Source organism: Duganella callida, assembly GCF_004614165.1.
GTDB classification, from domain to species: domain Bacteria; phylum Pseudomonadota; class Gammaproteobacteria; order Burkholderiales; family Burkholderiaceae_D; genus Rugamonas; species Rugamonas callida.
On record NZ_SPVG01000264.1, the window covers coordinates 71,885 to 85,766 of the forward strand.

Here is a 13,882-nt window from a genome sequence, read left to right on the forward strand (position 1 = left end):
GAACGGAAATTGCTTTCCATGTTAGTTCTTTATTTTGCGTGCTTTATTTTGGGGAGTGATTTTGATGTGTGGATACAAAGACGGCGCCGATGCCTTGTTTATCTTGCTCGGCGCTATCATGATTTTGGCGATGCATGCGGGTTTTGCCTTCCTCGAATTGGGCACGGTGCGCAAGAAAAATCAGGTCAATGCGCTGGTGAAGATCCTGGTCGATTTCGCGGTGTCCACGATCGCGTACTTTTTCGTCGGCTACAGCATCGCCTATGGCATCAATTTCTTTGCGTCGGCCGACGTGCTGGCGGCGCGCAATGGCTATGAGCTGGTCAAATTCTTCTTCCTGCTGACCTTTGCTGCCGCCATACCCGCCATTATTTCCGGCGGCATCGCCGAGCGCGCGCGTTTTCATCCGCAGACGATGGCGACGGCGCTGCTGGTCGGCCTGGTCTACCCTTTCTTTGAAGGGATGGTCTGGAACAACCGCTTTGGCGTCCAGGCCTGGCTGACGCAAGCTTTCGGCGCGGCGTTTCACGACTTTGCCGGCTCGGTGGTGGTGCATGCCATGGGCGGCTGGATCGCGCTGCCGGCGGTGCTGCTGCTGGGCGCGCGCCGCGGCCGCTACATGAAGAACGACGCCATCGCCGCGCATCCGCCGTCGTCGATTCCGTTTCTGGCGCTGGGCGCGTGGATCCTGACCGTGGGCTGGTTCGGCTTCAATGTCATGAGCGCGCAGGCGCTGGACAAGATGAACGGGCTGGTGGCGGTGAATTCCTTGATGGCCATGGTGGGCGGCACGCTGGTGGCGCTGATGATGGGGCGCAACGATCCCGGCTTCGCCTACAACGGTCCGCTGGCCGGCCTGGTGGCGGTGTGCGGCGGCTCCGACCTGATGCACCCGCTGGGGGCGCTGGTCACAGGCGGCATCGCCGGCGCCATCTTCGTCTGGATGTTCACGCTGGCGCAAAACAAGTGGAAGATCGACGATGTACTCGGCGTCTGGCCGCTGCACGGTTTGTGCGGCGCCTGGGGCGGCGTTGCCGCGGGCATCTTCGGCCAGCGGGCGCTGGGCGGCGCCGGTGGCGTCTCGCTGCTCTCGCAAGTGGCGGGCACGGCGCTGGGAGTGGCGATCGCCGCCCTCGGCGGCTATGCCGTGTACGGTTTGCTAAAGGCCACCCTCGGACTGCGACTCGATCCGGAAGAAGAGTTCCAGGGCGCCGACCTGTCCATTCACCGCATTACCTCGACGCCGGAGCGCGAATCCAACTGGTGAGCCGATTATCATTGACATTGCTGGCGGCGGGTGCGATGCTGAGCAGACCTCACCAAGGGAGCGATCATGAATACCACGCGATCCACCCGTCTGCTGTTGCTGCTGGCGTCAGGCGCCGTCAGTCTCTCTTCGGCTCAGGCCGCCAATCTGGTGCAGATCGACGGCCAGCACGCGACCTTCTTCTACGATGCCGATTTCTGGGGCCTGGGCGCGGCCAGCGTGCAGGGCGATGCGATCACGCTACAGGTGCGCCCCGACTTCGCCGTCGCGGCCAGCGTGCGGACCGGCACCACGACCGCAAATCAACTGCAGCAGGCATTCGACTTTGCCAGCCCAGGCGTGGTGGCGGTGGCCAAGTCCGGCTATAACCTGCAAACGCTGGTCGGCAGCAGCCTGAGCGGAAATTATGCCCTGGCTGCCGGCGGCAGTCAGGTCAATGTCACCCTGAGCGGCAGCTTATTGTTGGGCGAGATGGACCATGGGGTGTTTGTGCCGCAAAGCGGCTTTACCGGTTACACCACCGAAGCGGACTTCACCTCGAGCGGCGCCGCGCGCTCGGCGCCATTCAACGCACTGATGTACACCGGAAATATTCTCCCGTACGTGTCGACGCTGGGCGTCGAGAGTTATCTAAGCACTTACGTGCGCCAGGTCGGCAGCGGCACATCGGCGTTGTCGCTCGACACGGTCGCCTACCAGTTCGCCACGGTCGCGATTCCCGAGCCGCACACGTACGCGCTGCTGCTGGGCGGCCTGAGCCTGATGCGCTGGGCGAGAAAGCGCAACTTCTGAAAGTGGCTTAATTACAATTGACTTTGGCCGCTACGGATGAGATGCTGTTTCGACATCATCTCTGGAGCCATCATGAATATTGCGAAATTACCCCGTCTGCTGATTCTGGCGGCTGGCGCCGCCTGGCTGTCTTCCGCTGGCGCCACCAATCTGGTTCAGATCGATGGCGCGCACACCACGTTTTTCTACGATGCCGACTTCTGGGGGCTGGGCGCCGCGTCCGTACTTGGCGATACCATTTCCCTGCAAATGCGGCCCGACATGAACGTTTCGGCATCCGTGCGGGCCGGCAGCACCACCGCCACTCAGACTCAGCAGGCCACCGACTCTGACAGTGTCGGCATCGTGGCCGTCGCCAAAACCGGCTACAGCCTGACGACCAAGGTTGGCACCGGCCTCAACGGCAGCTACTTCACTGCCGCCAAGGGCGGTGATGTGCAGGTGTCGCTGGGAGGTACCATTTTCACCGGCTATATGGAGAATGGTGCATTCCGGTCGCAGGATGTCGTCACCGGCTCCGCCACCTATTTCTCGAATGCGTCGAACGGCAGCGCGGCGCAGGCAGGTAGTTTCGATGTGCTGATGTACAGCGCCAACCCGCTCACTTATGCCAATGCGATTGGTGTCGACAACTACCTGAGCACCTACGCCTACCAGAGCGGCAGCGGCTCATCCAGCTTGTCGCTGAACGCGGTACGCTATGAGTTCTCGGCGGTTGCGGTTCCCGAGCCCGAGACGTACGCCATGCTGCTGGGCGGGATCGCGGTACTGGCCGGCGTCGCCCGCCGTCGCGGTGGCACGGCTTAACGGTGGATCACGACCATCAGCGCTTTCGCCTCGGTTTTGCCGATGTTACGGACGATGTGCTGCTGGTCGGCCGGATAACGCGCGGTGCCGCCGGTCTTGACCTTCCTTTTACTGTGACCCACTTCCACCTCGACGGCACCGTGCAGTAGCGTCACGTGCTCCTGCGCGCCCGGGTCGTGGCCCTGCGAGGCCAGTTCGCCGCCGGGCGCCAGCGTCAGTTCATACCATTCATATTTCCCCGCCAGTTCCATCGGCCCCAGGATGCGCAGCACGTAGCCGGCGTGGTTGCCGGGCAGGGTGGGCGTCTCGTGGGCGTCGATCACGCGGATGGTTTCCGCTTCCTTCTCGGCCGTGGCCAGCAGCTCGCCGATCGGCACGCCCAGCGCGTTGGCCAGGCGCCAGGTGATGGCGATGGTCGGATTGGCCTTCTCGCGTTCGATCTGCGACAGCATGGATTTGGAGACGCCGGCAATGCGCGACAGGTCTTCCAGGGTCAGGCCCCGGGCCAGGCGCAAACGCTGGAGTGCGGCGCCGACTTCCGGCGGCGCGTTGGTCGAAACGGGTGCTTGCATTGTTTTATTCGGCAGATGGTCTACATTTCAAATGAATCGGCTTGCCATGCGGGTTGCGCAGTTCACTGGTTCTCTATAATATTCAATATATCGAACTTGCATTCGAAATAGCGAATTCCGCATAAGGCAGTGAAATCGTAACACAGACAAGGATCATCATGACCAATCAAGCAAAAAGCACTTTCTACAGCGGCCTCCAGAGCACCCTGGACCAACTGCGCGAGCAGGGCCTGTTCAAGCCGGAACGCGTGATCTCGTCGCGCCAGGGCTCGGAAGTGATGAGCGAGGATGGCCGCATGCTGATCAATATGTGCGCCAACAACTATCTCGGCCTGTCGGGCCAGGAGTGGGTGGCGCAGGCGGCCATCGCCGCCACCGAAAAATACGGCTACGGCATGTCGTCGGTGCGTTTCATCTGCGGCACCCAGACCGTGCACAAGCAGCTGGAGCAGGCGCTGTCGACCTTCCTCGGCACCGAGGACACGATCCTGTACGCGGCCGCCTTCGACGCCAACGGCGGCGTGTTCGAGCCGCTGTTCGACGAAAACGACGCCATCATCTCCGATGCGCTGAACCACGCCTCCATCATCGACGGCATCCGCCTGTGCAAGGCGGCGCGCTTCCGTTACGCCCACAACGACATGGCCGACCTGGAAAAGCAGTTGCAGGCCGCCGCCGACAAGCGCCACAAGGTGATCGTCACCGACGGCGCGTTTTCGATGGACGGCACCATCGCCCAGCTGGACAAGATCTGCGACCTGGCCGACAAGTACGGCGCCCTGGTGATGATCGACGAGAGCCACGCCTCCGGCTTCATGGGCAAGACCGGCCGCGGCACGCATGAGCACTTCAATGTGATGGATCGCGTCGACATCATCACCGGCACGCTGGGCAAGGCGCTGGGCGGCGCCATGGGCGGCTTTACCTCCGGCCGCAAGGAGGTGATCGAGATGCTGCGCCAGAAGTCGCGCCCCTATCTGTTCTCGAACACGCTGGCGCCGGCGATTGCCGGCGCGTCGCTGGCGGTGCTGGAGCGTCTGTCGTCGTCGACCGAACTGCGCGACCGCCTGCACGAAAACACCGCCTACTTCCGCCAGGAGATCGAGCGGCTCGGCTTCACCATCAAGCCGGGCACGCATCCGGTGGTGCCGGTGATGCTGTTCGACGCGCCGGTGGCGCAGAAGTTCGCCGCCCGCATGTATGAACTGGGCGTGCTGCTGAGCGGTTTCTTCTACCCGGTGGTACCGATGGGCCAGGCGCGCGTGCGCGTCCAGCTGTCCGCCGCGCACACCCGCGCGCAGCTGGACACCGTGCTCAAGGCATTCGAACAGGCTGGCCGCGAACTGGGCCTGCTGAAGAACTGAAACGTCAGGAACAAGAACATGACCCAACAAAAAATTCTCGTCATCGGCGCCAATGGCCAGATCGGCAGCGAACTGGTGGAAGCCCTGGCCGCGCAGCACGGCGCGCAGAACGTGATCGCCGCCGACATCAGCCCGACCAATCTGTATAACGCCGCGCGTTACCTGACCCTGAATGTGCTCGACAAGCAGGCGCTGGCCGAGTTGATCGCGCAGGAAGACGTCACCCAGGTGTACCAGCTGGCGGCGATGCTGTCGGCCACCGGCGAAGCGGCGCCGCTCAAGGCCTGGACCCTGAACATGGACGGCCTGCTGAACATCCTGGAAGTGGCGCGCGAACGCGGCGCCATTGGCAAGCCCCTGAAGGTGTTCTGGCCGTCGTCGATCGCCGCGTTCGGCCCGAACACGCCGCAGGCCGATACGCCGCAGCTGACCGTGATGGACCCGACCACCATCTACGGCATCAGCAAGCTGGCCGGCGAGCGTCTGTGCGAATACTACTTCCTCAAATATGGCGTGGATGTGCGGTCGATCCGCTATCCGGGCATCATCAGCTACAAGTCGCCGCCGGGCGGCGGCACCACCGATTACGCCATCGCCATCTTCCACTCGGCCCTGCGTGGCGAGCGCTATGAATGCTTCCTCGGCCCGCAGACCACGCTGCCGATGATCTACATGCCCGATGCGATCCGCGCCACCATCGAACTGATGGACGCGCCGGCCGAGCAGGTCAAGGTGCGTTCGTCCTACAACGTGGCCGGGGTCTCGTTCAATCCCGAGCAGCTGGCGGCCGCCATCACCCGCGCGGTCCCGGACTTCAAGATCGCCTACAAGCCGGACAGCCGTCAGGCCATCGCCGACAGCTGGCCGCAAAGCCTGGACGATGGCGCCGCCACCGCCGACTGGGGCTGGAAAGCGCGCATCGGCGTTGAGGAGATGGTGCAGGACATGCTGACCAATATCGACGTCAGCCTCGGCAAAGCCGCTTGAGCGGCACAAGAATAGAGAGAGACCAACAGATGGACATGAGCGTTTTTGACCTGTTTAAGATCGGCATCGGGCCGTCGAGTTCCCACACGGTGGGGCCGATGGTCGCCGCCCGCAGGTTTTTGCTGGATAACGCTCCGCTCGACGACGTGGCCGAAGTCAGGGCCGAGCTGTATGGTTCGCTGGCGCTGACCGGTGTCGGTCACGCCACCGACAAGGCCGTGCTGCTTGGCCTGATGGGCGAAACGCCGCAGGACGTCAGCCCGACCCGCGTCGACGCGCAGCTGGCCGAAGCCGAAGCGGCGGGGCATCTGAACCTGCTGGGCGCGCACAGCGTGCCGTTCAGGCGCGGCACGCACCTGGTGTTCCACATGGCCGAATCGCTGCCCGAACATCCCAACGGCATGCGCTTCACGTTGACCCGCCAGGATGGCCGCAGCGTCAGCAAGGTCTATTACTCGGTGGGCGGCGGCTTTATCCGCGAAGAGGGCGAGGCGCCGACCGCCGCGGCGGAAGCGCTGCAGGTACCTTACCCGTTCGGCACCATGGACGAGCTGCTGGCGCACGGCGTGCGCAGCGGCCTGTCCATCCCGCAGATGCTGCGCGCGAACGAATGCGTGCGCATGAGCGAGGATGCACTGAACGCCGGCCTCGATAAGATCTGGCAGGTGATGCGCGACTGTATCGCCCACGGCCTCGATACGCCCGGCCAGCTGCCTGGCGGCCTGAATGTGCGGCGTCGCGCCGCCAGCCTGTGGGCGCAGGCCAAGGCCAAGCCGGACAACGCCAACGATCTGCCGCACGACGCGCTGCACCAGGTCAGTTTGTACGCGATGGCCGTCAACGAGGAAAACGCCGCCGGCGGGCGCGTGGTGACGGCGCCCACCAACGGCGCGGCCGGCATCATCCCGGCGGTGCTGCGCTACTATGCGGAAGACTGCAAGCCGCTCGATCCGCTCACCGGCGTGCGCAACTTCCTGCTGACGGCGGCCGCCATCGGCATGCTGTGCAAGCGTAACGCCTCGATCTCGGGGGCCGAAATCGGCTGCCAGGGCGAAGTCGGCGTGGCGTGCGCGATGGCGGCCGCGGGCCTGGTCGCGGCGCTGGGCGGCAGCAATGCGCAGATCGAGAACGCCGCAGAAATCGGCATCGAACATCACCTGGGCATGACCTGCGATCCGATCGGCGGCCTGGTGCAGATTCCGTGCATCGAGCGTAACGGCATGGGTGCGGTCAAGGCGATCACCGCCGCTTCGCTGGCTTTAAAAGGCGACGGGACCCATTTCGTCAGCCTGGACGAAGTGATCGAGACCATGCGCCAGACCGGCGCCGACATGCAGGCCAAGTACAAGGAAACCTCGCTGGGCGGCCTGGCGATCCACGTGATCACTGTGAATCACGCTGCCTGCTGAGCATACGCTCGAACTCTTCCGGCGCCAGCGGTTTGGCGATGTGATAGCCCTGCATCTCATCGCATAGCTGCTCGCGCAGGAATTCCTTCTGCTCCAGCGTCTCCACGCCTTCCGCGATGGTGGTCAGTCCCAGACTGCGCGCCATGTTGATGATGGCGCAGACGATGGCCTTGTCTTCCACATCCGTGCTGATATCGCGCACAAAGGACTGGTCGATCTTCAGCTTGTAGACCTTGAACTTCTTCAGGTGACTCAGCGACGAAAAGCCGGTGCCGAAATCGTCGATCGACATGCGGATGCCGCGGTCGTGCAGCTGCGTCATGGTGGCGATCGCGCCCTGCGGGTCCTGCAGCGCCACGCCCTCGGTCAGTTCGAGTTCCAGGTATTCCGGCGGCAGCCCTTCCTCGTACAGTATCTGCGCCACCTGCGAGGGCAGGTCGGCGATGCGGAACTGCACCGCCGACAGGTTCACCGCCATCACCAGCGGCGGCAGGCCTGCGTCCAGCCACCGGCGCGCCTGGCGCACGGCCTGGCGCAGCACCCAGTCGCCGATGGAGATAATCAACCCGCTTTCCTCGGCCGCCGGGATGAATTCGGCCGGCGATACCGCGCCCAGTTCGGGGGCGTCCCAGCGCAGCAGGGCTTCCGCGCCGCAGATGCGGCCCGTCTTCAGGGAAACCTGCGGCTGGTACACCACGCGCAACTGTTCGCGTTCGAGCGCATGCCGCAGGCCGTTCACCACTTGCAGATGGCGCGCCGCGCGCTGCTGCATGGCGGCGGTGAAGAAGCGGAAGTCGTGACGGCCGGCGCGCTTGACCTGGTACATGGCGGCGTCGGCGCGTTGCAGCAGGGTTTCCACGTCCAGGCCATCGTCGGGATACATGGCGATGCCGATCGAGGCGGACACTTTCAGCTCATGCAGGCCGACCGTGTACGATTCGCCGGTCAGGTCGAGCAGCTTGCGGGCGACGTCGCTGGCCTCGCTGCTGCCCACGTGGCGCAGCACGAAGATGAATTCGTCGCCGCCCAGGCGCGCCACCAGGTCGTCTTCGCGCAGGCAACTGGTCAGGCGCAGCGCCAGCTCGGACAAGAGGGCGTCGCCGACGGTGTGGCCGAGCGAATCGTTGATGTCCTTGAAATGGTCGAGGTCCAGCATCATCAGCGCCAGCGAGGTGCGGGCACTGCGTGCCTGTTCCAGCATCTGGCGCGCGCGCTCGTGGAGCTGCGAGCGGTTCGGCAGTCCGGTCAGCACGTCGTAATGGGCCAGGTATTGCACGCGCTGGTCGGCCTGCTGGCGCACCGCCTCGCGGTCGAAATTCTTCAGGGCGAATTCGATATCGAGCGTCATCTCCAGCAGCAGCTCGCGCACTTCGTGGTCGAAGGCGTCGACCATGTGCGAATAGGGCGCGAAGAAGCCGACGATTTCGCCGTCGCGGCGCAGCGGCACGGCTGCCGACGCGGCCCAGCCATAACGTTCGCCGTGCGCATGCCAGTAGGCCGTTTCCGGCGCGTGCTGGTAATCCTGGCACCAGTAGGGCTGACCGCTGCGGTAGGACAGCCCGATCGGTCCGCGTCCTTCCGGCACGGCGGCGTCGAGCGATACTTCCAGCTGATCCAGGTACTCGATGCCGGCGCCGTAGGACGCCACCGGCGTGATGCGGCCGTGATCGCGGTCTATCATGCCGATCCACGCCATCGCCATGCCGCCGTGCCGCACCACGTCGCGGCAGATGCGGTCGAACAGTTCGGCCTCGCTGCGGCTGCGCACGATGGCCTGGTTGCACTGGCTGAGCGCCGCGTACAGGCGGCTGACGCGCTGGATGCGCTCCAGCGCGGCCAGTCGTTCCTGATCCAGGCTGGCCAGGCTCTGCCTGGTCTGCGCCAGCCAGCCCCAGACGCTGTTGTCGCCGCCCTCGCGTACCTGCAGCGGTTCGGAAAAATCGCCCCGTCCCAGCTTCTCCATCGCGGCGTGCAGCTGGTCGACCGAGCAGCCGAGCACCTTGTCCAGCCGGCGCTTGGCGCGCCATACCAGCAGCACCAGCACGATGGCGCTCAGCATGAAAGCGGCCCGCGCGAGGTTGGCGTCCAGCGCGGTCTCCGTCACCAACCGGCGGGTTCGGCGGTCGACGCTGTCGTTGACTTCCCCGATCGGCCGCATGATGTCCGCCTTGGCGCGATGATAGGCGTCGTCGTGCAGCATGGCGATGGCGCGCTGGATGGCGGCGGTCTCGCCACTGTCGCGCAGCCGCATGGCGGCGGATTCGGTGCCGGCCAGCTTGTCCGATTCGTTCTTGGCGGCCGACAGCAGCGCCACCTCCTCCGGGGTGAAGCCGGCTTCGCGCACCAGCTGCATCAGCGGCACGCTGGTCGTGGCGCCACGCGGACGCCGGTTGTTGTCCGTGACCAGATCCCAGTAGACGTTCTGGTAATTCTGCGGCCGCGGCGTGCGGCCCTCGCGGATATCGATGATTTCCTGAAAACTCCGGCGGAATTGCGTGTCGCCGGTGACCGCGTAGGTGCGGGCCATGCGGGTCAGATCGTCGGAGGACTGACGCAGTTCCTCCACCAGGTTGTGCGAGTCGTAACGCAGCTCATTGGCGCGGTCGATGCGCTTTTCGGTCCAGACGTAAAACATGAAGGCGCTGGCCACCAGCAGCAAAATGCCGAAACAGGCCCACAAATAACTGACAAAGGATTGTTGTGATGGTTGTTTGCGGGGAGACGACGTCATTGATTTACAGGGCGAATGGCAGACCTGGAACAGTATATGGCCTGGAGCGGCAGGCGCGCAGCACTCCTGAAGACAGAATATATGGTACTTTGAACGCGACCGATCCGGCGAAAATTAGGCAAGCATCATCATAAAACAACGTGAAATTTCACGGGAATGCGCCGGCCGCACTATAATAGTCCTTCGCTTCGTACCGTTCTGCAGCCCAACCGGACTTTTCTACTCTATGCAATACGTGTCTACCCGCGCCGCATCGGCGGCCGCCGCTTCGTCTTCCCAACAATTTTCGGACATTCTGCTTGGCGGCCTGGCGGCCGACGGCGGCTTGTTCCTGCCGTCCGTCTACCCGCAGGTGAGCGGCGCCGAGCTGGATGCCTGGCGCAAGCTGTCGTACGCCGACCTGGCGTTCGAGATCCTGAAGAAGTTCGCCACCGATATTCCGGAAGCCGACCTGCGCGCGCTGACCGCGAAGACCTACACCAAGGAGGTGTACAAGAACGCCCGCAAGGACGAAGACGCGGCCCAGATCACGCCGTTGCGCGTGCTGGAAGAGGTCAACGGCACCAAACTGGTACTGCAGGCGCTGTCCAACGGTCCGACCCTGGCCTTCAAGGACATGGCCATGCAGCTGCTGGGGAATCTGTTCGAGTATGCACTGGCCAGGCAGAACGCGGAGCTGAACATCTTCGGCGCCACCTCGGGCGACACCGGCAGCGCGGCCGAATACGCGATGCGCGGCAAGCGCGGCATCCGGGTGTTCATGCTGTCGCCGCACAAGAAGATGAGCGCCTTCCAGACCGCGCAGATGTTCAGCCTGCAGGACCCGAATATCTACAACATCGCCATCGAAGGCGTGTTCGACGACGCGCAGGACATGGTCAAAGCGGTGTCGAACGACCTGGAATTCAAGGCGAGGCACAAGATCGGCACGGTCAACTCGATCAACTGGGCGCGCGTGGTGGCGCAGGTGGTGTACTACTTCCGCGGCTACCTGGCGGCGACCACGTCCAATGACCAGAAGGTGTCGTTCACCGTCCCATCGGGTAACTTCGGCAATATCTGCGCCGGCCACATCGCCCGCATGATGGGCCTGCCGATCGACAAGCTGGTGGTGGCCACCAACGAAAATGACGTGCTGGACGAATTCTTCCGAACCGGTGTCTACCGCGTGCGCAAATCGGCCGAAACCTACCACACCAGCAGCCCGTCGATGGACATCTCCAAGGCGTCCAATTTCGAGCGTTTCGTGTATGAACTGGTGGGCCGTGACGGCGACCGCACCCGCGCGCTGTTCCGCAAAGTGGAGACCGACGGCGGCTTCGACCTGTCCGGCAAACCGGGCAGCGATGGCGACGAATTCAGGTTGGTGGCGCAATATGGTTTCAAGTCCGGCAAGTCCAGCCACGACGACCGGGTGAACACCATCCGTGACGTGGCCGACGATTACGGCATCGTGATCGACACCCACACCGCCGACGGCATCAAGGTAGCGATGGAGAACCTGGAGCCCGGGGTGACCATGATCGTGCTGGAAACCGCGCTGGCGGCCAAGTTCAACGAAACCATCCTGGATGCGCTGGGCGAGGATGCCGAGCGTCCCGACGGCTTCGAGAACATCGAAGACCTGCCGCAAAAGTTCGTCGTGATGAAACCCGATGTCGAGGCCATGAAAGCCTACATCGCCGCCAACACGGGGCTGTGATGAGCGAGCCGCGCAAACCCATGCTGTCGGTCGGCGAAGCGCAGGCGCTGATGCTGGGCGCCGTGCGTCCGGTGGCGGATGTGGAAGTCGTTCCGACCTTGCATGCCAACGGCCGCGTGCTGGCCGCGGCCCAGGTGTCGGACCTGAGCGTGCCCGGCGCCGACAACACGCAGATGGACGGCTACGCGGTGCGCGCGGCCGATTGCGTCGGCGGCGGCGCGGCGCTCAAGCTCTCGCAGCGCATCCCGGCCGGCCACGTGGGCCAGCCTTTGCAGCCGGGGACCGCCGCGCGCATCTTCACCGGCGCCATGATTCCGGACGGCGCCGATGCGGTGGTGATGCAGGAGCAGTGCGAACTGAATGGCGATGTGGTGACCATCAAACACGCGCCCAGGGTTGGCGAGTGGGTGCGCCGCGCCGGCGAGGACATCACCGCCGGCAGCGTGGTGCTGCCGGCCGGGACGCGCCTGCGCAGCCAGGAGCTGGGGCTGGCCGCGTCGGTCGGTCTGGCGCAGCTGCCGGTCAGGCGCAAGCTGCGCGTGGCGGTGTTCTTCACCGGCGACGAGCTGACCATGCCGGGCGAGCCGCTGGCGCCGGGGGCGATCTACAATTCCAACCGCTTTACGCTGCGCGCGCTGCTGGAGAATCTGGGCTGCGAGATCACCGATTTCGGCATCGTGCCGGATTCGCTGGAAGCCACCCGCTCGGTGCTGCGCGAGTCGGCGCGGGGACACGACCTGATCATCACCTCGGGCGGCGTCTCGGTCGGCGAGGAAGACCACATCAAGCCGGCGGTGGAGGCCGAAGGCCGGCTGAATATGTGGCAGATCGCGGTCAAGCCGGGCAAGCCGCTGGCATTCGGCGAGGTGCGGCAGGCGTTCTTCATCGGCCTGCCGGGCAATCCGGTGTCCAGCTTCGTGACGTTTTTGCTGTTCGTGCGGCCGTTCATCCTGCGCCTGCAGGGCGTCGAGGGCACGATCGCGCCGCGCGCCTTCACCATGCGCGCCGATTTCGACTGGCCCAAGGCCGACAAGCGCAATGAGTTCCTGCGCGCCCGTATCAACCAGCAGGGTGGGGTGGAACTGTTCCGCAATCAGAGTTCCGGCGTGCTGACGTCGACGGTCTGGGGCGATGGCGTGATCGACAATCCGCCCGGCCAGGCAATCGCGTCGGGCGATCTGGTTCGATTCATACCGTTTAGCGAGTTATTGTACTGATGGTTATTACCGTAAAATTCTTTGCCAGCGTGCGCGAGGCGGTGGGCAGCTCGTCGGAAACGATGGCGCTGCCGACCGGCGTGGCCACGGTGGGCGAACTGCGCGCGCATCTGGCGGCGCGCGGCGAATCCTGGCGGCAGGCGCTGGGCCATCCGGCCCTCCGGATGGCGTACCAGCAGGTGATGTGCAGCCCCGAGACGGCGCTGGCCGACGGCGCCGAGGTGGCGTTCTTCCCGCCGGTTACCGGCGGCTGATGTTGTCGTGTTTGCGGGCGGCGGCGAGGTCTTCGCACATGCCGCATGCCTTGGCGTGGCGATAGCGGCGCCATGAAGTATAGGTAAAGATGCCGGCGGCGATCAGCGCCCAGGCGCCGGCGCTCAGATAATCTTCCTGTGTGGTCGATCCCTTGTACCATTCCACAGCGGCCAGCACCGCGAACAGCGGAACGGCGGCCAGCAGATAGCGTTTCAGCCAGAATATCGCGCCCATAGTCTTCACTCCCTGGTATTTTTAGTAATGGACCGAATGCATGCAGTCTAGTTTGACACCTTTTCGCGTCGCCGTCATCGGCGGCGGCCCCGCCGGGCTGATGGCCGCGCAGACGCTGGCGCAGGGCGGGGCGCAGGTGGACCTGTATGACGCCATGCCGTCGGTGGGGCGCAAATTCCTGCTTGCCGGGCGCAGCGGGATGAATATCACGCACGCCGAGGCGTATGCCGATTTCGTCACGCGTTACGGCGCCGGTGCCGCGCGGCTGAAGCCCATGCTCGACGCGTTCGGCCCGCGCGATGTGCGCGAGTTCGTGCATGGACTGGGACTGGAGACCTTTGTCGGCACCTCGGGCCGCGTGTTCCCGACCGATATGAAAGCGGCGCCGCTGCTGCGCGCCTGGCTGCACCGGCTGCGCGAGAGCGGGGTGCGCTTTCATCAGCGGCATCGCTGGCTGGGGTGGCGGGATGACGGGGCACTGCGCTTCGCGGTGTCTGGAGGCGCAGTGGCGCGCGACGGGCAGGGCGGCGGCAGCGCGATTGCGC

Annotated in this window: 13 protein-coding genes; 10 read left to right on the forward strand and 3 right to left on the reverse strand. The window is 64.5% G+C overall.

Annotated elements, in window-relative coordinates; all coding sequences use genetic code 11:
- Positions 1–64 precede the first annotated feature (64 nt).
- The 3 genes from E4L98_RS27730 to E4L98_RS27740 all read left to right on the forward strand — a co-directional run bounded on the left by E4L98_RS27730 (position 65) and on the right by E4L98_RS27740 (position 2,866).
- Positions 65–1,267 carry an ammonium transporter gene (locus tag E4L98_RS27730; RefSeq protein ID WP_135204768.1) on the forward strand — a complete coding sequence of 401 codons (1,203 nt, stop codon included), beginning with the start codon at positions 65–67 and terminating at the stop codon, positions 1,265–1,267.
- 66 nt (positions 1,268–1,333) lie between these two features.
- On the forward strand, positions 1,334–2,059 hold the full coding sequence (locus E4L98_RS27735) for a hypothetical protein (protein ID WP_135204769.1): 726 nt from the start codon (positions 1,334–1,336) through the stop codon (positions 2,057–2,059).
- Between the two features lie 72 nt (positions 2,060–2,131).
- On the forward strand, positions 2,132–2,866 hold the full coding sequence (locus E4L98_RS27740; protein WP_167761467.1) for a PEP-CTERM sorting domain-containing protein: 735 nt from the start codon (positions 2,132–2,134) through the stop codon (positions 2,864–2,866).
- Here E4L98_RS27740 and E4L98_RS27745 read toward each other — a convergent pair.
- Complete coding sequence (locus tag E4L98_RS27745) at positions 2,863–3,438, reverse strand: helix-turn-helix domain-containing protein (protein ID WP_135204771.1); 576 nt, start codon at positions 3,436–3,438, stop codon at positions 2,863–2,865. The genes E4L98_RS27740 and E4L98_RS27745 overlap by 4 nt on opposite strands.
- 158 nt (positions 3,439–3,596) lie before the next feature.
- Between E4L98_RS27745 and E4L98_RS27750 the strand changes: the two genes are divergently transcribed.
- Genes E4L98_RS27750 through E4L98_RS27760 form a run of 3 tightly spaced genes read left to right on the forward strand, consistent with a single transcriptional unit; the run spans position 3,597 to position 7,198 of the window.
- A complete protein-coding gene (locus E4L98_RS27750) occupies positions 3,597–4,802 on the forward strand; it encodes a glycine C-acetyltransferase (protein ID WP_135204772.1) in 1,206 nt (401 codons plus the stop codon).
- A gap of 18 nt (positions 4,803–4,820) precedes the next feature.
- Positions 4,821–5,789, forward strand: a complete 969-nt coding sequence (locus E4L98_RS27755; protein WP_135204773.1) for an NAD-dependent epimerase/dehydratase family protein — start codon at positions 4,821–4,823, stop codon at positions 5,787–5,789.
- 29 nt (positions 5,790–5,818) lie between these two features.
- Positions 5,819–7,198, forward strand: a complete 1,380-nt coding sequence (locus E4L98_RS27760) for an L-serine ammonia-lyase (RefSeq protein ID WP_135204774.1) — start codon at positions 5,819–5,821, stop codon at positions 7,196–7,198.
- On the opposite strand, the gene E4L98_RS27765 is transcribed toward E4L98_RS27760, so the two are convergent.
- Entirely contained in the window at positions 7,173–9,878 is a 2,706-nt protein-coding gene (locus E4L98_RS27765; RefSeq protein ID WP_229257607.1) for a putative bifunctional diguanylate cyclase/phosphodiesterase, read from the reverse strand. The genes E4L98_RS27760 and E4L98_RS27765 overlap by 26 nt on opposite strands.
- Before the next feature lie 277 nt (positions 9,879–10,155).
- Between E4L98_RS27765 and thrC the strand changes: the two genes are divergently transcribed.
- From thrC to moaD, 3 genes are read left to right on the forward strand one after another with little or no spacing between them, the layout of a single operon-like run.
- Positions 10,156–11,631, forward strand: coding sequence for a threonine synthase (thrC, locus tag E4L98_RS27770; RefSeq protein ID WP_135204776.1), 1,476 nt, complete (start codon positions 10,156–10,158; stop codon positions 11,629–11,631).
- Positions 11,631–12,848 (forward strand): molybdopterin molybdotransferase MoeA, encoded by a 1,218-nt coding sequence (locus tag E4L98_RS27775; protein ID WP_135204777.1) that lies wholly within the window; start codon positions 11,631–11,633, stop codon positions 12,846–12,848. Before thrC ends, E4L98_RS27775 begins: the two co-directional genes overlap by 1 nt.
- Positions 12,848–13,102, forward strand: coding sequence for a molybdopterin converting factor subunit 1 (gene moaD / locus E4L98_RS27780; protein WP_135204778.1), 255 nt, complete (start codon positions 12,848–12,850; stop codon positions 13,100–13,102). The genes E4L98_RS27775 and moaD overlap by 1 nt, the downstream gene beginning before the upstream one ends.
- On the opposite strand, the gene E4L98_RS27785 is transcribed toward moaD, so the two are convergent.
- Positions 13,089–13,337 (reverse strand): hypothetical protein, encoded by a 249-nt coding sequence (locus tag E4L98_RS27785; protein ID WP_135204779.1) that lies wholly within the window; start codon positions 13,335–13,337, stop codon positions 13,089–13,091. The genes moaD and E4L98_RS27785 overlap by 14 nt on opposite strands.
- A 40-nt stretch (positions 13,338–13,377) precedes the next feature.
- On the opposite strand from E4L98_RS27785, the gene E4L98_RS27790 reads away from it, so the two are divergent.
- On the forward strand, positions 13,378–13,882 hold a 505-nt coding region (locus E4L98_RS27790; RefSeq protein ID WP_135204780.1), incomplete at its 3' end, for an NAD(P)/FAD-dependent oxidoreductase.

What these genes read in the sequence shown, in the direction of transcription:
- E4L98_RS27730 (WP_135204768.1), top strand. Translation starts at nt 65, where the DNA reads ATGTGTGGATACAAAGACGGCGCCGATGCCTTGTTTATCTTGCTCGGC.
- E4L98_RS27750 (WP_135204772.1), top strand. Translation starts at nt 3,597, where the DNA reads ATGACCAATCAAGCAAAAAGCACTTTCTACAGCGGCCTCCAGAGCACC.
- E4L98_RS27755 (WP_135204773.1), top strand. Translation starts at nt 4,821, where the DNA reads ATGACCCAACAAAAAATTCTCGTCATCGGCGCCAATGGCCAGATCGGC.
- E4L98_RS27740 (WP_167761467.1), top strand. Translation starts at nt 2,132, where the DNA reads ATGAATATTGCGAAATTACCCCGTCTGCTGATTCTGGCGGCTGGCGCC.
- E4L98_RS27760 (WP_135204774.1), top strand. Translation starts at nt 5,819, where the DNA reads ATGGACATGAGCGTTTTTGACCTGTTTAAGATCGGCATCGGGCCGTCG.
- E4L98_RS27775 (WP_135204777.1), top strand. Translation starts at nt 11,631, where the DNA reads ATGAGCGAGCCGCGCAAACCCATGCTGTCGGTCGGCGAAGCGCAGGCG.
- moaD (WP_135204778.1), top strand. Translation starts at nt 12,848, where the DNA reads ATGGTTATTACCGTAAAATTCTTTGCCAGCGTGCGCGAGGCGGTGGGC.
- E4L98_RS27735 (WP_135204769.1), top strand. Translation starts at nt 1,334, where the DNA reads ATGAATACCACGCGATCCACCCGTCTGCTGTTGCTGCTGGCGTCAGGC.
- thrC (WP_135204776.1), top strand. Translation starts at nt 10,156, where the DNA reads ATGCAATACGTGTCTACCCGCGCCGCATCGGCGGCCGCCGCTTCGTCT.
- E4L98_RS27785 (WP_135204779.1), bottom strand. Translation starts at nt 13,337, where the DNA reads ATGGGCGCGATATTCTGGCTGAAACGCTATCTGCTGGCCGCCGTTCCG.
- E4L98_RS27745 (WP_135204771.1), bottom strand. Translation starts at nt 3,438, where the DNA reads ATGCAAGCACCCGTTTCGACCAACGCGCCGCCGGAAGTCGGCGCCGCA.